We start from the raw sequence: 19,301 nt of genomic DNA on the forward strand, positions 1-19,301 counted from the left end.
GTCTTGCAATCGTCATCGATCCGGCGATGACCGCCGGATCGGACGGTCAGTTCGCCTTGATGGCGAAGACGCGCACGCTCGGCGCGTTCGGCAGGGTGATGGACGCCAGCGTCTTCCCGGACGCGATCGACACCGACTTCGTGTACACACAGAACCCGGTTCCCAGGTCCGCCGGGCCGCGGGTGTCATTGCGCCCGAACACCTTGAACGCGACGGTCGCCGGGTAGTTCGTCGCGGGCGCGCAACTCCAGCTGGGGAAGCCCCACGTCGACGTGCTGGACGTGCCGTCGCTGTAGTTGAGGCGTATGGACCCACCGGCTTCGCCGACGCCCGAGGCGCCGAGGAAGTTCACCGTAGAACCGGTGTACGCGTAGTCGATCGTCTGCCCGACCGGCTTGACAGAGTCGAAGTTCCCGGACGTGGTGTTCGGCCAGGTGTAGCCGACGCCGCCGACCGTAACGGTCTGCCCGGCCTTGACGCTGAGCGCCGTTCCGTTCGGCAGCTGGGCGTTGCCTGCCAGCCGGTCGGACGACAGGGTACGACCACTCGCGTCCCAGGTGCCCGCGGTCGGCGCGTCACCGTCGGTGATCGCGGTGGCGTTGCGGGCCGTCGAGCTGTCGAGCCCGAAGTTCCACCCGGTGTACGTGGCCGTAGGAGCGGCCTTCAGGCGGTACATGGCCGTCGAGCCCGCCGGCACGGTGACGCTGAAGCTGCCGGCCGCGTCGATGGACGAGACGTTGGGTCCGAGGATCGTCGAGAGCGTGAACGCCTTCGCGGCTGTCCCTATCACCGAGCCCCGCGTCGTGGCCGTGACCGACGCCGTCGCCGAACGGTTCATGATCGCGACAGCGTAGTCGCCGTTGCTCAAAGGCTTGGCGAACACGTCGTACCCGGTGCCCCGGGCCACCCGCTTCGCCGGAACGGCCAACGCGTCCTGCCCCACCGCGATCAGGTCGGCCTTCTTCATGAGGTTCGCCTGCGTGGCCGAGATGGCGCCGCTGGAATTGGAGTTCCGCACCATCGCGACCATGTGGCTGTTCTGCATCGCCCACATCCCGTAGCCGCCGAGCTTGTTGTCGCTCGTCAGGACGGAATCGTCGAAGTACAGCCGGTCGGGGTCGAGGAAGTGGCCCTGCTTGCCGTACGAGCGCATCTGCTCGACCATGTCGACGAGTCCGACGGTGCCCGCCCAGCTGGTGCCGCCGACGTCACCGCCGATGCGGTAGGCGTGTCCGGCCGGCCCGATGCTGTTCATCATGCGCTGGTACAGCGGCGTGTCGTAGGTGTCGTTCTCCCAGTTCGCGTACGCCGGCGCGGAGATGTTCAGCACCATCGACCGACGCTTGCCGGGGTCCGCGTCCGTCTTGACCGCGTTGATCGCGGCGGCTGCCCGGCGCGACGACTCGATGGCCGAGTTGATCTCGGTGTCGCTGTCGAGAATGGTGTAGCAGCACTTGTTGCTCGTGTTCGGCTCACCGCAGTAGTCGAGCTTGATGTAGTCGGCGCCTGCGCTCGCGAGGAACTTGAAGTCCTTCTCGAAGTTGTCGTAGCTGCCCGGAGAGGCGGCCGAACGCCCACCCGTATCGCACATGTACTTGCCACCGCTGGTGTATACGCCGAAGAGCATCCCCTTGCCGTGCAGGTAATCGCCGACGTCCTTCAGACCGTTGGGATACTTCGTCGGCGACGGGATGAGGTTGCCGGTGGCCGTGTCGCGCCCGTCCTTGCAGTTCGGCACGACGGTGGCATTGGTGTCCCAGTCGGTACAGTCGCCCCGCACGGCCCACGTGTCGTCGAAGGAGACCGTGTTCCAGCCCAGATCGCGGAGACCGGTGGAGACGGCGTCATCGGCCGTCTTCTTCATGCTGGCCGCTGTCGTGTTCCGCCAGCCCTCCGAGCGCAGGATCATCTTCGGCGTGGTGGCATAGGAGTGGTCGACGTTGACCGTGTCGCCCGGGACGGGGCGGGACAGCGCGACCGACGGCTGGGTCGTGGCCGCAATGACGAGGGAGGTCAGGCTCGCCGTCGCGGTGAGCAGGGCAGCGGTCTGCCGGAGGGCTCGGCGGGGCCCGGTGACGGCCTTCGCTGCGGACGAGGCCATGTGCTGGGAGGGGGGCACAGGAAGCTCCATTTGTGCTCGGCGAATGGTGTGGAGGAGGGGTGCGTACGGGGCGCGGGGAGCGACAGGCCTGACGGCTACAGCGTCGCCCGGATGTGTGTCGGGAACGTGGTGTGGCTGGGGTGGGCCACTGGCCGTCCGCATCACTCCCAAGGGGTCCTTGGAGTCCGGGCCGCGGGGGACGATGGGGCGGACCAGTGCGGTTCTTCGACTGTCGCCATCCTGAAGCCATGGCCGGAGCGGAGTCAATAGATGTGTATCAAGTGAACACTGAATTGAGCATCTGATCGCAGATGGCTGCAATCGGTCCACTCTCCGTAGGGGCAGAAGCGAGCAGCCGTAGCCGGTGCCGCGGGCGATGCGTCCGATCTACAGTCCCGGCCGCCAGGGGAAGGGCAGAGGCAGATCCACGTTGCGGTCGGCGGGTGTGCCGGCGGTGGCGGGGCCGGACCAGAGCGCGTTGGAGGCGAGCTCACGGTGGAGTGCGGCGAGCGCGGGGCGCCCTCGGGTCAGGTCCGGGCTGACCGGGGCGTCGTGGTCCACCATCGTGCACAGGACGGAGAGTGTGCCGTCACCGTTGTCCAGGAGTTCGACCAGCCTGGCCTGGCACGGCCAGTCCATCACCGAGCACGTGCTGACCTCCCAGAATCCGCCCCCGTACCCTGCCGGGTCCGGCCGCGGGGTGACCTTGTTGACGTGCCGGTGTCCGTTCAACCACAAAACAACATTGGAAAACCGGTGCAGCAGCTCGATCAGTTCGTCCGCGCTCACGAGGGGCAGGGGGCCCGAGGAGTCCGGCGCCATGGCCCGATGGTTCAGCAGCGTGTCGGGGCCGTGGTGGGAGAAGACTACGACCGGGTGGTCCTCGTTCCCGGTCCGGCGCTCGGCACCGTCGGCTCCCCGGTGGCGGGAGTGCACCTCGGCCAGGCGCCGTTCCAGCCAGCGCCCCTGTTCGGCGTCGAGGCAGCCGTCTGCCCCGCCCTGAACGCAGTTGGTGTCCAGGCAGATCATCCGGATGCCGCAGGACGGCTCGTCGTAGGCGTAGTACGCCGTGCCGTCCCGCACGTTGTCACGGGTGAAGCCATGACCAGTAGGTCTGCCGGCGGCCTGGAGGTGCGCGGCTACGAATTCTCCCCGGGTGACGGCGCGCCGTGAGGGATCCGCCGTGACCGGGAGGGACCGGCCCGACAGGAAGGCCTCCGGGTGCTCGGCGAACAGCCGGGCCGCTTTGTCCCGGTCCATCGACTCCGGCGGGTCGACCGCTTTACGGCCGTCGAGCACATCCTCACCAAGCTCGGCTTCACCTCCCGTGCCCACGTCTCCGCCTGGAACGTCCGCCAGGGCCGGTGAAGGCGGCAACCCCGTCCGGGCCACCTGCCTGGTGACCGCTCGCGAGTGACCCCGGTGGGCCGGCCGGCACTCCCGAGTGCCGGCCGGCCCCTGCCCATCAGGACATGGTCCACCGCTGGAGGGACGAGCCGGTGTCCGGTTGTTGGGTCACCAGCGAGCCGGCGGTCGTGGAGGCGGTTGTGAGCAACAGTCCGCTACGAACCGACGCGACGGAGTAGGTGCCGCCGTGGCAGGTCCACTGGATCACCTCGACGCCCACCGCCGTGGAACCACCGCTGATGTCGGCGCACAGTCCGGATTCGGCGTTGACGATCTCGTAGGAACCCCGGCGGAGGCACGTCGTACACCTGGGACTTCGACGGCGACGGGGCCTACGACGACGCAACCGGCGTCAACCCGGTATTCAACCGCGTCGGCCAGGACGGTACGTACACCGCGCGTCTGCGGGTCGGCAACGCGGCGGGCGCGGACACGGACACGGACACAGCGACCGTGACCGTCACCAATGTCGCGCCCGAGATCACCTTCACCGTCGCCGGGCCGCGGGAAGAGGGCGGCACGCTCACGGTCAGTGGTACGGTCACCGACCCGGGCTGGCTCGACCCGCTCACCGCCACCATCGATCCCGGTGACGGCAAGCCCGTACCCCTGCCGGGACAGTCGGAGAACAACCGGCCGGACTCCACCCTCACGTTGAGCAGGCAGGTCGCCTTCGGCGACGACGACACCACGACCTGGGACTGGGGCGACGGCTCGCCGCACACCGCGACCACCTCCCTGGTCAACCCGCCGAACCCCGACCCGGACCGCAGTCCGAGCGTTCAGTCGCGCGATGTGACGGACACACAGGCACGCCTATGACAAGCCGTGCCTGTAAGGCCTCTCCTTCATCGCACACGACGACGGGGGCACCGGATCCGACCGGATACCGCTCGTCGTCCAGGGCAACGCGCCGCTGTCCCTCCTGGCCGACGTCTGGTACGTCAAGTACCTGACCGGGGACCTCACCGGGCTCGGCAAGGAACGGCTCGACTGCTATCTGAGGATCGTCGAGCACTCGAGCGCGGTCTTCTCGGAGGTCGTCGGCATGTCCACACAGCAGAAGGCGGCAAGCACCCTCTTCCTTACTCTGCTGAACCCGAAGCGCGCCTTCGACCGTCAGCTTCTCGGGGCCTGGCTGAACTTCGCCAACGGTGCTTTCGACGCGGGCGAGCTGGTCGACACCGATGGTGACCTGAAGGCCCACACCCCGTTCCTGCAAGCGGTGCAGAACGCCGAGAAAACGCCGCCGCTGTCCGTGCCGCCTTCGCGACCGGCCTCTCCGTTCCCGTCCGCGCCGGGTTTCCTCACCGAGGACAACGACGGGCGGACGGTGACGCTCACGGTGGGAGGGATGGTGCCGCTGCGACTGGACGGTCGCCTGCGGTGGGCGAACCCCACGGCCGACGGGTCCGCGGTCACGCTGGTAGCCGTCGCCTACAAGTCCGATGCCGGATTCCGAGAGTGGGAGATCCACGCCGAGCGCGATGACGAGTGCGTTGTCAGCATCGTCGGCGTGAGTCGGCCGGGCCCGCGGACGTTCCGTGTCACCCTGCGTGTTGCCGGCTGACCGTTCAGGGGTGCTCAGCCGCGTGTCCATTGCTGGCCGGTACCGCCATTGCAATTCTGTAGCTCGGTCTTCGCGCCGCTGCTTGTGGACGCTCCGACAACACCCAGGCACAGCCCGGACGGGACGCCACGGAGGGTGCCGTCGGATCTGAAGGACCACTGCTGGTTGGTGTTGCCGGTGCAGTCCCATGTGGTGACCCCGGTGCCTTGGGTGGTGCCCTGTCCTGAGGTGCTGAGGCACTGGCCGTTGGCGGTGAGCTGGCCACCCGGGTAAGCCGTCCACTGCTGGTTGGTTCCGGAGCCGCATGAATAGATGGCCACCGGATTGCCGTTGACTGTGCTGGAGCCGGAGTTGTCCAAACATTTGCCGGACGCCTTCGAGATCAGCAGGGAGGTACTGGTACCTGCAAGGCCGCGGGTCACGCGCGCGCCGTTACCGACCGGTGTGACCTGGTACTGCGCCTTGCCGATGCAATCGCCCTGGTACTCGTCGTAGGCCTTGCTCGTGCCGGTCAGGCCTCCTGCGTCCGTGGAGGTGGGGCCGAGGAAGTCAACGTCGGTGCGGGGCATCATGGAGCAGCTGGGGATTTTCAGGTAGTACTCGACGAAGCCGCTCTCGTAACCCTTGAGGTTGCCGCTGCCGGACGCCAGCTTGTAGGTGCCGATGTGGGTCGATGTGCCAGTGACGCTGTCGGTGGCTGTCCCGGTCCAGGTGTTGGTGCCCGTACGGGCGACTTTGAGGTTGTACTTGTGGCCGTAGGCGGCGTTGAACTCCACCCCGCAGCTGACGCCGGATCCGCCGTCGGCACCACTGCTGCAGTTGGGGTCGGCTGTGGAGGTGCCGTCGCCGAAGACGGAGAAGACACCGCGCAGGCGCTCCTTCCCGTCCTTGTTGATGCGCGGCTGCAGCCCGATGTAAGCGCGGTTGTTCTGGAAGCTGTACATCTGCGCGAAGTAGAGGCCGCTCTGGTGGGCGGTGCCGCTGTGGACGGTGAGCGGGAAGGTGATGTTGGTCAGCCCCGAGGAGGGGACGTTCGGGATCGACCAGCCGATCGATACATTGCCTCCCTTGACCGCTGCGGTGGCCGGGTGAGACGCAAACAACAGAAGCCCGGCCGCGGCGAGAGCGGTCGGGGTGAAATGTCTCTTCATATGCTTGGGCATGGTCCGTCCAGTCATGTGCAGGGTGGAAGCGGCCGGATGGAACCTGCCGACCGTCCGTGTGGGGGGATGCCGGTCTTCGGCCCTGCGGCTGGAGCCGCGAAGTGATGCCGGGCGCTTGACCGACGCGCCCCAGCGGCCGGAACCGCAGGGGTTCGGCACGGGCGATGTCGCGATGGGTCGCCCTGATGCCTCAGCTGGTCCAACGCAGTGCCCAGGACACCCACGACCGCAGACGGCCCGCTGGAGAACCAGCGGACCGTCGTCGCGGTGGAGGGTCCCGTCAGTAGGAGGCCTGGGTGACGTTGTACATGCCGTTGGTGCTGATGACTCTGGCGAGGTAGGCCCAGGCGGCGTGGTGGGAGACCCACTCTTCCCGGCCGGGGTAGTAGTCCTCGCCTGCGCTGGTGTAGGTGCGTCGGTCGGCGGACCTTTCCTGCATCTTCTGGACCTTGTTGAGGTGCTGGGCAGCCCAGGTGGCGCCCTTGACGCTGGCGAGGCCGTCTTCCTTGAAGCTGTCGGCGAAGACATCCATGGTGGCGAACTGCATGCGCCGGGAGGAGCCCCAGTCGTTGCCCATGGGGTAGTAGATGTCGCTGTTGTCACCCGGGGTGGTGTTGGTGCCGGCGTAGATCTTCCCGCCGGGGCTGTTGAACTTCTTGGTCGCCATCTTGGGGTCGGTGTAGGGCATGGTGCCGGCGGGGAAGTTCAGGTCGACGAGGGCGTCGTACATGCGGTCATAGCTGCGGCGTACCGCGTAGGGGGTGTCCTGCTTGGACAGGCCCAGGGTGAGCGCGCCGCTGAGGTTGATGGCGAACGACTCCATGTAGTCGGGGTGGACGATGTCGTGGTTGACGACGGTGCCGTCCTGGTTGACGTTGGAGCCCGCCATGCTGCCGAGCCTGAAGCCATTGATGGTCTTCCCGGCGTCCGCGCCGGTGCCGACGTCCGAGGGCCGGGAGTTGGCCTTGAGGGAGAGCGCGACGACCTGCTTCATCCACGTCTGCTTGTTGGCGTGGTCGGGCATCATGGATGCGGCCAGGGCGAGGACGGTGTTGTTCCAGGCGACTTCCTCGGCCTTGGTGTCGCCGGGGGAGGCGTAGGTGCCGTCGGCGTTGCGGTAGTAGCCGGGCTGGTAGGTGTTGTAGCGGTTGGCCTCGTACTCCACCATCTTGCGGACATTCTCGCGGTCCGTGGTGGACAGCTTGTCCCACATGAGCCAGCCGGCGGTGCCGGCGAAGGCCGTCCAGTGCGCGCTCTGCCAGTGGTCGCCCCAGCCGGTGCTGCCCAGGTTGACCTTGTGCCGGTAGGCCAGCGAGCTGATCAGCTTGACGGCCATCGCCTCTGCTGCCGCCTTCGTCACCCCGGTCTGGGTCGGGGAGTACACGCCCATGCTCAGCGCGGTCGCCAGACCGAATACCTGCGCGGCCCCCGGGCGGATGTTGTTCTCACCGGTGCCGCCGAAGTCCAGGTAGGCGCCCGTCTGCGCGTCGTAGTTCTTCGTGGTGTCCCACCAAGTGGTCACCGCGAACTTGTTGCTGTTGCGCAGGACCGTGACCACCTGGTTGGAGACGGCGTCGGTGGGCTGGGTCAGCGAGGAGAAATCGATCGGGACGACGCTACTGGTCGCTGCGCTGGCGGGACTGGCCAGGAGCACTGCGCTTGCGCCCGCCGGCAACGCCGTTGCGGCCAGGCACAGTCCGATGACGCCCAACGCGCCCCGGTTGATGTTGCGACGGCTGATTCCGGACATGGCGGCTCCTTGATGGGTGAGGCAGGGGTGTGGTGCAGGACCTTCCGGGGTGATGCGCCGGCGAGGGGAAGCCCGTTCGAGGGGCCGCCACCGATACGCGGCGGAGGGGCGGCGACCCCGTCGATGGTGGGGTACTGGACGTTCTCGGTGATCGGCATACCGGGGACCAGGGCCCGTTCCTGGTGGAGGGTCTGCCAGCCTTCGTGCGCTGCGGCTACTCCGGTGGCCAGGACTGTAAATCCAATTGTTTTATCTAGTCAACACCCCGGTAAAAAATGGCTGCATCAGCGACGAACAAGGGAGGGATCGCACTTTGATGGAACCGTCCGCATGGCACAGGAAGACGGCCCACGGCCGCGCCGGTCAGGGCGGGAAGGCGGCCGCGGGCCGTCGCTCAGGGGCGCCGCCGTCAGACGGCGGGCGGTGGGGCTACCGAAACCCGGGCATCCGGGACCACGGCCGGACGTGCGGTTCGCCAGGGCTGTCGCCGGCCCCGAATGGAGGCCTCATCCTTCGCCTGATCCGTCGGCCCGTATGGACCAAGGAAAGCGAGAGGAGGGCGGAGACCCGCCACGACCGAGCAGGCCGAGCGACCTGACGGTGGTCGGGAGCATGAGGACGGTTCATGGCGACTCCCTGCGGTGAGGCCCCCTGTCCGACCTGAAGAACGGACCGGACATGTCCCACAGAAGCGCCTTGTCGCCAGCGGAACAATAGGGGCCTGTACCTATTCATCCGCGACGGATCCGATGACTGCGTGGGAGCGGCCGAGGAGCTCGAGGCAATGAACTGATCACCGCCGGAAGCGGGAACCCGGTGCTATGCTCGCCGATCGACGGGAGCTCCAACCCGACCGCGCGGGCGCCGATATGGCGTGGCGCGAACGTCCACCCCAGCGACGTGCACGGTCATCCACGAGCGTGCAAGGTCGCCATTGCGGCTGGCGATGGCCTCGTAGACCGCCCGGTGCTGTTCCAAGATGCGGGTCACCCACGCCCTCCCTTTGGGTCCGACTCAGCGACGCGGCGAGGCCTACGGAGAGCTCCACCACCTCACCACTGTTCGCCCGCCCGGTCATCGCCATCGTGCCCGTCGCCATCCTGTCCGCGCTCATCGAGCGCACTGTCGTCTCCTACTTGTCGGCCGTATCCGTCAAGTAGCACCACGAGCTGCCCGCCTCCTCCACATCCGGCGGCGAGGCGGGCAATTCTGCCGTCAGTTCCCGCACACAAGAAGGTGGTAACACCGTGCCGAGGCACCGCCATGTCCTGACAGCGGCCGCTACCGCTCTGGTCCTCTCCCTCTCCACGGCAAGCTGCGCCGACAAACACGTCGAAGGAGTCACCTTGCGGTTGGTGGTTGCCGACTACGAGGTGAGGGGCCAGTCCGACAACACCGAGCAGTACTGGAACGATCTGATCACCGCGTTCGAGGCCGCACATCCCGACATCAAGGTCAAGGTGGACGTCGAGCCCTGGGACTACGTGGACGGCAAGGTCGCCGCCATGACCAAGGCGGGCCAAGCACCGGACCTGGCGCAGCTGAAGTCGTACGCCGACTTCGCAGAGCGAGGCGATCTCTACTCCGTCGACAGCCTGCTCTCCATCACCGTGCAGGCGAACTTCGTGCGCTCGTTCGCCGTCGCGGGAGAACACGACAAGACCCAGTACGGCATGCCGTTCACTGCCTCGACCCGGCTCCTCTTCTACAACGAGGACCTGTTCACAAAAGCAGGCATCCCCAACCCCCCGAGGACCTGGGACCAGCTGAAGGCGGCGGCTCAGAAGCTGAACAGCCGCACCCGTGTCTCGTACCCGATAGCCGTGCCGCTGGGGCCCGAGGAGGCCCAGATCGAGACGATGGCCTGGATGCTGGGAGGCGAAGGCGGATACACCAGCTCCATCGGGTCGTACACGATCAATTCGACGAACAACGTCAACAGCTTGAAATGGCTGAAGGAGAACCTCGTCACGGAGGGGCTCACCGGTCCCGTCCCGGTGAACAAGCTCAACCGCAGGGACGCCTACGCGGCGTTCCTGCGTGGCGAGGCGGGCATGGTCAACGGGTATCCCTCCTTGCTGCAGGCCGCAAAGGCTGCAGGGATCAGAGTCGGCGTAGTACCTGTGCCGAGCCGCAGCGGCGAGAGCACCCCGGCCCCGGCGGCGGTCGACTGGATGATGGCGTTCAAGCGGAACGGACACCGCGAGGAACTGGGCACGTTCCTCAACTTCGTCTTCAAGGACAAGAACGTAAAGGAATTCGCAACGCGCAACAATCTGCTGCCCGTCACCATGTCGGTGACCCAGCAGATGAAAGCGGATGCCGGGCACGAAGACCTGGCGAGGTTCCTGGAGGAGCTGCCGACCTCGGAGCTGCCCCCCGTCGGCAAGAACTCATGGGCCGTGGTGAGCGACAGCATCAAGCGAAATATAGGCACCGCGATGACCTCCGGCGGCAGCCCCTCCACCGCCCTGGACGGGATAGCCAACGACGCCAAGAAGGCCGAGGGGCAACCGCGTTAGGCGACGGACGGCAATCGGACCCGAGGACGACTCGTCCGGCAGAGCGGTTCTCGCCCCTACGCCGGCACACTTCAGGCCCGAGGGAGATGGAGCTGAGCGGGATGGGAGAGCACCAGGCAACCACGTCGTAGACGTCGGTGTCAGGGGCGAGAGCAGCAAGGCACTGCGGGACGATGCCGCTGAAGGACGTACCACCGTGACTTCGGCCGCCCCGAGCAGAGTGACCACACGCCGCTCTGCAAGCACAGCGCCCGCCGGGTCGGCGACCGTCACAAAGAGCTCGTGGGGGCCGATGTCGACGCCCGTCACGTGCCCGCATTCCACGGGAACCGAGCGCGCCGCGGGGCGGCCGGCGCCGCTGTCCTCGGTTACCGGTAACTCCACCACCCCGGCATCCGCCAGCGCAGCCAGCGCTCGGAACACCGCGGGCCTGGACACACCGGCACCTCGACTAGGCCGCCGCGATCATGAGTTTCAGCGCCCTGCGCCACCATCAAATCGGGCATAAACATTATATCCACACCTAGGACAACACACCAGCAGCGGCCGGCCACCGGGCCGAGCACCTTTTGACGTTCCTCCAGGGCCGACCTACCGTTCCGAATATGGTCACTGCCGTGCAGACCCGCTGGGGTGACGCCGGCATGCCGGTCGAGTTGACGAGCTTCGTGGGGCGGCGACAGGAGATCGGCGCGGTCAAGGCCGCGCTGTCCGAGGCCCGGGTGGTAACCCTGACGGGCGTCGGCGGCGTCGGCAAGACACGGCTGGCGACGCGTGTGGCGACAGAACTGCGTCGGGCGTTCTCGGACGGGGTGCGCTTCCTCGACCTCTCCTCGGTGTCGGATCGGTCGGCACTGGGATCCGCCGTGGTGGAGACCCTGGAGATCCACGACCAGTCGGACCGTGATCCGACTGAGATCATCACCGAGTTCCTGCGCGAGCGGCAGATGCTGCTGGTCTTCGACAACTGCGAGCAGGTCGTCGAAGAGTGCGCGGCCCTCATCAACGCCGTCATCCGGCAGGCTCCGCAGGTACGGGTGCTGGCGACGAGCCGCGAACGGCTGTGGCTCACCGGTGAGCACGTGTGGCGGGTGCCACCTCTGTCCGTCCCGGCCGCGGATCCGGAGCCCGGTGAGGACTTCGCCCGCAGCTCCACCGGGCCCCCGCAGTACCCGGCGCTGGTGCTGTTCGCGGAGCGAGCCGCCGCAGTCGGTGGGGCCGCCCTGGCCCGGGACGACTGGCCCGACGTGGCTCGGCTGTGCCGACGGCTGGACGGCCTGCCGCTGGCCATCGAGCTGGCCGCGGTCCAAACCCGGATGTTCACACCGGGACAGCTCGTGCGGGGCTTCGAGGAGCGGCTGGGCTCTCTGGGCACCTCCGACCGCACGGCGCCGGCCCGGCATCGCAGCCTTGAGGCGGCGATCGACTGGAGCTATGAGCTCTGCTCGCCGCAGGAGCGGCTGCTGTGGGCGCGTGCCTCGGTCTTCGCCGGCTGGTTCGACCTCGACGCGGCCGAGGGAGTCTGCTCCGGCGAGGACGTCCCGCCCGAGGCGGTCATGGTGCTGGTCGCCGGGCTGCTGGACAAGTCCGTCCTCGTCCAGGAGGAGCATCTCGGGCAGGCGCAGTACCGGCTGCTGGAGACCCTGGCCCATTACGGACGCACCCGGCTGCGCGCCACGGGCCAGGAAGCGGAACTGGTCCGACGCCACCGCGACTGGTACCTCCAGCTCGCCGAGCAGATGGCAGCGCAGTGGTACGGCCCCGACCAGCTGTCGTGGTCACGCCGTCTGCGCCGCGACTACCGCAACCTGCGCGCCGCCATGGAGTACTGCCTCTCCACACCGGGGGAGGAACACGCCGGACTCAGGTTCACCGCCGCCCTCCTGCAGTACTGGCACGGCAGCGGCCAAATGGCCGAGGGGCGGGCGTGGCTGGAGCGTGCCCTGACCGCAAGCACGGAGCCGAGCCCTGCACGCGTCATGTCCCTGCGGAACCTGGCCTCGATCTGCGCCAGCCAGCAGGACCTCGCCGCTGCGGAGGCGGCCTGGGAGGAAGGCCTGGCGCTGGCGCGCACGCTGCACGATCCGCTGCTGACCGCACGTGCTCTCGCTGTCGGGGCGGAGCTCGCGGTACACCGCGGCGATTTTGTCGCGGCGATCGCCCACGCGAGGGAGGCCCTTTCCTGCCCGGAGTACGCCGGAGCTCCCGAGCGCGCAGCCTCGCACAGCATGCTGGCCGTCGCGCATGCGTTGCTCGGCAACTACGACGAGACGGTCTCCGCCTTCGAGCAGACGCAGCGCTGCAATATCGAGTTCGGTGAGCGTTTCGCCCTGTCCTGGACACTGATCAGTCGGGCCGTCGCGGAGTACGGCGCCGGTGAGAACACCTCCGCGATCACGTACACGCGCGAAGCCATCAGGATCGCGCACGAGTTCAACAACCCGCTTGGTCTGTCGGCGGCCCTAGTGGTCCTGTTGTGCTCAACAGCGGCTGACGGCGATCTCGCACGCGCTGCCGTCCTGCTCGGCGCACGTCGACGCATCTCCCGCGTGTTCGGAATTTCCGAGTTCGTCAGCGACCCAGAGTCCGCCCTCGTCGACACCGCCACCTCGCAGATCAGGCAGGGACTCGGCGAGACCCCGTTCGAGGCGGGGGTGGCCCGCGGCTTCGCCTTCGACCTCGGCACCGCGGTCGACTACGCACTCGGCGCCGAGGAGGAGCCCGTGCCGGCAGCCGAGGCGAGCGCCGCACCGGCCGAGCCCAATCCGCTGACCGCGCGCGAACAGCAAGTCGCGGAGCTGGTCGCGCAGGGCATGTCCAACAAGCAGATCGCCGCGAAGCTGGTGATCTCCCCGCGCACCGTCGAAGGGCACGTCGACCACGTCCTCACCAAGCTCGGCTTGACCTCCCGTGCCCACGTCGCCGCCTGGGCCACCCGACACGGCAAGAGCTGATCACGAGGCTGCGGAGCCCGGCGCCCCGCCCGGTGGCCCCACCCACTGCGGCTGAAGGCATCTCCGCCGGCCGCCAGTGGCGCGTAGGAGCTTGAGACCCCTGGCCGGGCACGCCCCTACCCGACCGAGGGGCGTCCAGGTAGGGAGTAGGTAGTCCTACGGATGTGTGCGGCGCAGGTACCGGGGAGCGTGTAGGCATTGCCCACGCTTCAGGGAGTTCCGATGACCACAGCAGCCGCTTCCTTCCTGCCCTACGGTCCCTGCGCATCCCCGATCCCGCACCCTTTGGCCGCGGGCGGCCCTGCTCGCGGCCAAAGGAGCCGAACGACGTACCGAAAGGTAAAAGCCGAGGTGAGGGACGCGGGGCCCCGGCGCGGGGCCCCGGCCTTGCCGGAGCCCCGCGGGCCGCTCGCCGTCGGAACTGAATCGTTCCGCCCTATCACGCCGGCGCCGGACCGCGCGCACATCAGGTCAGTGCGTCGGCCGTCCGCCGCGTCGCGGCGCCCGTCATCGGCACACCACCGCGTCGACCTGCGACGCGAGCCATGCGGTGCGTGCGGCGCCGAGCAGGCCGCCGTGCCGTCCCATCGCGAACGGTTCCACGGTCACGCGCCGCACGAAGCTCAGAGTGGCCGACTGTGCCAGGTGCTGCCGCAGCGGTTCGAACAGCACCGGGCCCGCGGCCGCCACCCCACCGCCGATCACGACCCGGTCGACGTCACACAGCGTCGCGGTGTCGATGATTCCGCGCGCCAGAGCTCGGGTGCCGCGGTCGAACGCAGCCACGGCCACGACCTGGCCGTCTGCCGCGTCTGCAGCGAGGGCACGGGCGTCGGATCCGGTCCAGCCCTGCTCGCGGGCCCAGCGGACCATGGACGGGCCACTGGCGTACGTCTCGACGCAGCCGGTCGCACCGCACACACAGGGCGGGCCGGCCGGGTCGACCACCACGTGGCCGATGTGGCCGGCGTTGCCGCTGGGACCCGGGTACGCCATCCCGTTGAGCACGAGGCCTCCTCCGATGCCGGTGGACACGACGATGCCTAGCATCGCGACCGCCCCCTGTCCGGCGCCGAGCCAGTGCTCGCCCAGCGCGGCAGCGATGGCGTCACCCACGAGGCCCACCTGTACACCGGGCACGATGTCGCCGACCAGGCTCACCAGCGGGAAGTCCCGCCAGGCCGGGATGTTCACCGGACTCACCGTGCCGCGCGGCGGATCCACCGGCCCTGCGCACGCCAGGCCCACGGCCCGGGGTATCGCGCCGTCCAGCACTGATGTGAGCAGCTGCCGCAGCGCGTCGTCGAGCAAGGGACCGGTGGCGGGTGTGGGGACCTCGGCGTGCCGGTACACCCGGCCCTTCGCGTCTACGAGGCCCGCGCTGATCTTCGTGCCCCCGATGTCCACCGCGAGCACGGCTTCCTGGTCCATGGAGGGTCCTTTCTGTTGCGGCCAGTCCGAGCTGACGCGTTCAGTCCGAGAGGAGTGCCGACAGGTGCGGCGAATAAGTGGTGTGGAGGACGAGCGCCGCGGCGCCCACTACAGCAGCATCGGCGCCCAGCGGGGACAACGTCACATCCACTACGCGAATGTGACGGGACATCACCCTGGTGGCGACGGCTTCCCTGGCCGCTTCGACATAGAGCTCTCCGACCTGACGGATGCCGTGGCCGCCGAAGACGACCAGGTCGACGTCGGTCACATTGACGACGTTCACCACCGCGGTGGCGAGGTGCTGCGCGGCTTGACCAAAGACGGCGGTGGCCAGCGGGTCACCGGCGGCCAACGCGTCACGGACGGCCGCACGGTCGACCGAGGTTGGATCGGCTCGGAAGCGCTCGGCCAGCGAACTCCCCACGCCCGCGAGGAGCCTGCGATGCGTCTCGACGACGATCGCGGCCGGGCTCACCAGGGTCTCCAGGCAGCCCCGGTTCCCGCAGTAGCACTGCAGACCGTCCGGCACGACGGAAATGTGACCGAACTCCGCGGCGTTGAACGACCCGCCACGGTGGACTTGGTGATTGAGGATCAGTCCGCCACCGATGCCGGTACCGATGAAGAAGTACGCGAAGTTCGCGGCGCTTCGTCCGGCGCCCGCCCACCGTTCGCCGATCGCCGCGGCGCTGGAGTCGTTGTCCAGGGTCACGGCCAGACCGGTGGCTTTGCCGAGCATCTGCTTGATCGGGACCCTGGCCCAGTGTGCCAGCTGTGGCGGCGCCACCACCATGCCGTGTTCCTGGTCGATCGGGCCGGGGCTGGCCAGCCCGAGGCCGAGGACGCGCTCACGGGGCACAGCCGCCTCCGTCAGCACTTCCTCGACCAGGTCCGCCATCGCGGCCACGACTTCAGCCGGCTCCGCGCCCGCCGGTGTCGGGACCCGCTTCGTGACCAGCGGCCTGCCGAGCAGGTCCACCACGACACACGCGAGTTCGGTCGGATCGAAGTGCACGCCCACGGCGCTGCCCGCGTCGGCGTTGATCCGCAGGGTGGTGCGAGGCTTCCCGGCGCTGCTCACCCGGCTCGCCCCGTCCTCGCGCACGGTCCCCTCGTCGAGCAACCGTCGGACGATCCCGGACACGGTCTGCGGGGTCAGGCCGGTCTTCTGGGCGATCTCCAGCCTGCTGGTGCCATCGGCTCTCTGGATCTGCTCCAGCACTACCGCCTGGTTGTAACGCCCGACTTTGGGCAAATTCGTTCCCGCTCGCCGCATGGAGGCCTCCCTGATCTGCCGCTGACGACATTCTGCACCAGGGCGTTGACTAAGTAAAACAATTGGATTTACAGTCTCGCCACAAGCAACACCCCGCAGCACATGAGGTCCAAGCAGTGGATGTGTCACCCCATTCACTGCGGTCCGGATGCGGGAGAGGATTTGGGAGAAAACGATGCCAACATCACCCTTTGTCCCGCTGGGACCGGTCCGGTCCGGTCCCAGTCGGCAGCGCGGAGCGGAGCTCCTGTCATGAGCGCCGCCCCGGCCTTGCTCGAGATGCGCTCGATCACCAAGTCCTTCCCGGGCGTGACCGCCCTAGCCGGGGTCAACCTGGTAGTGCGCACAGGCGAGATCCACGCCATATGCGGGGAGAACGGCGCCGGGAAGTCGACGCTGATGAAGGTGCTGAGCGGGGTGCATCAGCACGGCACCTACGGCGGCGAGATCTTCTACGGCGGCCACGAGGTCCGCTTCAGGGGCATCCGGGCAAGTGAGGACGCCGGCGTCGTCATCATCCACCAGGAACTGGCCTTGGTTCCCGGCATGTCGATCACCGAGAACCTCTTCCTGGGCAACGAGCCGCGCAGGCGCGGGGCCATCGACTGGAAGGTCGCCCAGCGCCGTGCCCTGGAACTCATGGAGCAAGTGGGCCTCAAAGAGGACCCCGACACGCTCATCATGGACATCGGCGTCGGCAAGCAGCAGCTCGTCGAGATCGCCAAGGCGTTCGCGAAGGACGTGAAGCTGCTGATCCTCGACGAGCCGACCGCCGCGCTCAACGAGGCCGACTCCCGGCACCTTCTCGACCTGCTGCGCGAGTTCAAGCGGCAGGGCATCACGTCGATCATCATCTCGCACAAGCTCAACGAGATCGAGGCGATCGCCGACTCCATCACGATCCTGCGCGACGGCCGGACCATCGAGACGCTCGACGTGCACGCCGACGGGGTCAACGAGGCCCGGATCGTTCGGGGCATGGTGGGACGCGAGCTCAGCAGCCGCTTTCCCGACCACACGCCCGACATCGGCGAGGTGCTCTTCGAGGTCCGCGACTGGACGGTGCGCCACCCGATCTCCACCGAGCGACTGGTGTGCAAGGGGTCCAACTTCACGGTGCGCCGCGGCGAGGTCGTCGGCTTCGCGGGTCTGATGGGGTCCGGTCGCTCCGAGCTCGCGATGAGCCTGTTCGGCCGGTCCTACGGGGTGTGGCTGGGAGGCCGCATCTTCAAGAACGGCGCGGAGATACAGGTGAAGTCGGTCTCCGACGCGATCAAGCACGGCATGGCCTACGTCAGCGAGGACCGCAAGGCGATCGGTCTCAACCTCCTCGACGACATCAAGACCTCCGTCGTGGCGGCCAAGCCCGCGAAGGTCGCGCGGGGTGGTGTGATCGACCAGGTCGCCGAGTACCGCGTAGCCGAGGGGTACCGCCGCGACCTGCGGATCAAGACACCCACGGTCGATGAGGGCGTCGCCACGCTCTCCGGCGGCAACCAGCAGAAGGTTGTCCTGGCCAAGTGGATGTTCACCGACCCGGACCTGCTGATCCTCGACGAGCCGACACGCGGTATCGACGTCGGCGCGAAGTTCGAGATCTACGGGATCATCCAGCGGCTCGCCGCGCAGGGCCGGGGGGTCGTCGTCATCTCCTCGGAACTCCCCGAGCTGATCGGTCTGTGCGACCGCATCTACACGATGTTCGAGGGGGCCATCACGGGCGAGGTAGCACGCGCCGATGTCGACCCCGAACGCCTGATGACCCAGATGACCACTAACAAGAAGATGCCGGTGTCATGAGCGGATTCCAAGAAGTCAAGAAGAACCTCTTCGGGGGCAGCACCTCCGTCAGCCGGCAGTTCGGCATGATCTTCACTCTGGTGGCGATCATCCTCCTGTTCCAGGTCCTGACCAACGGGCTCACGCTGACGTCGGGCAACCTCATCGCGGTCGTCAGTCAGTACTCCTACATCCTCATCCTCGCCATCGGGATGCTGATGGTGATCGTCGCGGGGCACATCGACCTCTCGGTCGGCTCGATCGCGGCGTTCACCGGGATCGTGGTCGCCAAGTCGATGCAACACTTCGACCTGCCGTGGCCGCTGGCGATCCTGCTCGGCCTGCTGGTCGGCGCGGCCATCGGGGCCTGGCAGGGATTCTGGGTGGCCTACGTCGGCGTCCCGGCGTTCATCGTCACGCTGGCGGGCATGCTGATATTCCGTGGCGGCAACCAGTTCATCGGCAACGCCGACACCGTCCCGGTCCCCGAGGGCTTCCGTTCGATCGGCGCGGGCTACCTGCCCGAGGTCGGCCCCAGCACCGGCTACAACAACCTGACGCTGCTGCTGGGCATCATCGCCTGTGTCGCCGTGGTGTGGCGGGAATCGCGTGCCCGGAGCACTCGGCGAGAGATGGGCACGCAGAGCGCACCCCTGTGGATCTCCGGTGTGCGCGTGGCCTTGATGGTGGGCGTCATCATCTTCGCCACGCTGCGCTTCGCGGGCGGTCGCGTGGGGACGAGCCTGCCGGTGTCGGGCATCATCCTGATCGTCCTGGTGCTGGTCTACTCCTTCTACACCCGCAACACCGTCGGCGGCCGGAGCATCTACGCAGTGGGCGGCAACGCCCGCGCGGCCGAGCTGTCCGGCGTGAAGCTCAAGCGGGTCAACTTCTTCGTCATGACGAACATGGGCATCCTCTCCGCCCTGGCCGGCATGATCTTCGTGGCCCGCTCGGCGGCCTCCGGTCCGCAGGACGGGCTGAGCTGGGAACTCGACGCGATTGCGGCGGTGTTCATCGGCGGCGCGGCAGTCTCCGGCGGCCTGGGCACCATCGGCGGCTCGATCGTCGGCGGCCTGGTCATGGCGCTGCTCAACAACGGGCTGCAGCTCATGGGCGTCGGCGTGGACCTGGTGCAGATCATCAAGGGTCTCGTGCTGCTACTCGCCGTCGCGCTCGACGTCTACAACAAGAGCCAGGGCCGCTTCTCGGTCATCGGCTCCATCACACGTCCGTTCCGCCGCCAGGGGTCATCGCCCGCGGCCGAACGGCCTGCTTCACCCAGCGACAGCGAACCGCTCCCCGTTCGCCCGCTGTCGCACCGCAAGACCCCCGCCTAGGCGGA

14 protein-coding genes and 1 pseudogene are annotated in these 19,301 nt (G+C 67.8%); 7 read left to right on the plus strand and 8 right to left on the minus strand.

All coding sequences use genetic code 11. The annotated features are described in order from the left end of the window. Positions 1 to 46: 46 nt before the first annotated feature. From OG247_RS05405 to OG247_RS05415, 3 genes are all read right to left on the minus strand, one after another. A complete protein-coding gene (locus tag OG247_RS05405; RefSeq protein ID WP_327251125.1) occupies positions 47 to 2,119 on the minus strand; it encodes a glycoside hydrolase family 27 protein in 2,073 nt (690 codons plus the stop codon). Positions 2,120 to 2,488: 369 nt separating this feature from the next. Beyond that, positions 2,489 to 3,436 (minus strand): hypothetical protein, encoded by a 948-nt coding sequence (locus OG247_RS05410; RefSeq protein WP_327251126.1) that lies wholly within the window; start codon positions 3,434 to 3,436, stop codon positions 2,489 to 2,491. 130 nt (positions 3,437 to 3,566) lie between these two features. After that, entirely contained in the window at positions 3,567 to 3,854 is a 288-nt protein-coding gene (locus OG247_RS05415) for an RICIN domain-containing protein (protein WP_327251127.1), read from the minus strand. On the opposite strand from OG247_RS05415, the pseudogene OG247_RS44755 reads away from it, so the two are divergent. The 3 genes and pseudogenes from OG247_RS44755 to OG247_RS05425 form a co-directional block, all read left to right on the plus strand. After that, positions 3,845 to 3,910: pseudogene (locus tag OG247_RS44755) on the plus strand (hypothetical protein); the annotation flags it as partial. The gene OG247_RS05415 and the pseudogene OG247_RS44755 sit on opposite strands and share 10 nt — an antisense overlap. Before the next feature lie 51 nt (positions 3,911 to 3,961). Further along, positions 3,962 to 4,330: a hypothetical protein gene (locus OG247_RS05420; protein ID WP_327251128.1), complete on the plus strand. Its 369-nt coding sequence runs from the start codon at positions 3,962 to 3,964 to the stop codon at positions 4,328 to 4,330. A gap of 226 nt (positions 4,331 to 4,556) precedes the next feature. Continuing rightward, positions 4,557 to 5,078, plus strand: coding sequence for a hypothetical protein (locus OG247_RS05425; protein WP_327251129.1), 522 nt, complete (start codon positions 4,557 to 4,559; stop codon positions 5,076 to 5,078). A gap of 14 nt (positions 5,079 to 5,092) precedes the next feature. On the opposite strand, the gene OG247_RS05430 is transcribed toward OG247_RS05425, so the two are convergent. From OG247_RS05430 to OG247_RS05440, 3 genes are all read right to left on the minus strand, one after another. Beyond that, positions 5,093 to 6,256 (minus strand): ricin-type beta-trefoil lectin domain protein, encoded by a 1,164-nt coding sequence (locus OG247_RS05430; protein WP_327251130.1) that lies wholly within the window; start codon positions 6,254 to 6,256, stop codon positions 5,093 to 5,095. Between the two features lie 265 nt (positions 6,257 to 6,521). Next, the gene (locus tag OG247_RS05435) at positions 6,522 to 7,991 is read right to left on the minus strand and encodes a hypothetical protein (protein WP_327251131.1); all 1,470 of its coding nucleotides are present in this window, start codon (positions 7,989 to 7,991) and stop codon (positions 6,522 to 6,524) included. An 819-nt stretch (positions 7,992 to 8,810) separates the two neighbouring features. Next, positions 8,811 to 8,981, minus strand: coding sequence for an FCD domain-containing protein (locus OG247_RS05440; RefSeq protein ID WP_327251132.1), 171 nt, complete (start codon positions 8,979 to 8,981; stop codon positions 8,811 to 8,813). A 365-nt stretch (positions 8,982 to 9,346) separates the two neighbouring features. Between OG247_RS05440 and OG247_RS05445 the strand changes: the two genes are divergently transcribed. After that, entirely contained in the window at positions 9,347 to 10,513 is a 1,167-nt protein-coding gene (locus OG247_RS05445; protein WP_327257348.1) for an extracellular solute-binding protein, read from the plus strand. 605 nt (positions 10,514 to 11,118) lie between these two features. Continuing rightward, positions 11,119 to 13,467: an ATP-binding protein gene (locus OG247_RS05450; protein WP_327251133.1), complete on the plus strand. Its 2,349-nt coding sequence runs from the start codon at positions 11,119 to 11,121 to the stop codon at positions 13,465 to 13,467. 507 nt (positions 13,468 to 13,974) lie between these two features. Here OG247_RS05450 and OG247_RS05455 read toward each other — a convergent pair. After that, entirely contained in the window at positions 13,975 to 14,898 is a 924-nt protein-coding gene (locus tag OG247_RS05455; RefSeq protein WP_327251134.1) for an ROK family protein, read from the minus strand. A 40-nt stretch (positions 14,899 to 14,938) separates the two neighbouring features. After that, the gene (locus OG247_RS05460) at positions 14,939 to 16,156 is read right to left on the minus strand and encodes an ROK family transcriptional regulator (RefSeq protein ID WP_327251135.1); all 1,218 of its coding nucleotides are present in this window, start codon (positions 16,154 to 16,156) and stop codon (positions 14,939 to 14,941) included. Positions 16,157 to 16,429: 273 nt separating this feature from the next. On the opposite strand from OG247_RS05460, the gene mmsA reads away from it, so the two are divergent. Together mmsA and mmsB are read left to right on the plus strand one after the other, a co-directional pair. After that, complete coding sequence (gene mmsA / locus OG247_RS05465; protein ID WP_267039711.1) at positions 16,430 to 17,977, plus strand: multiple monosaccharide ABC transporter ATP-binding protein; 1,548 nt, start codon at positions 16,430 to 16,432, stop codon at positions 17,975 to 17,977. Continuing rightward, positions 17,974 to 19,296, plus strand: a complete 1,323-nt coding sequence (gene mmsB / locus OG247_RS05470; protein ID WP_327251136.1) for a multiple monosaccharide ABC transporter permease — start codon at positions 17,974 to 17,976, stop codon at positions 19,294 to 19,296. Before mmsA ends, mmsB begins: the two co-directional genes overlap by 4 nt. Positions 19,297 to 19,301 lie beyond the last annotated feature (5 nt).

Origin of the sequence: Streptomyces sp. NBC_01244 (genome assembly GCF_035987325.1) — a bacterium.
GTDB lineage: Bacteria > Actinomycetota > Actinomycetes > Streptomycetales > Streptomycetaceae > Streptomyces.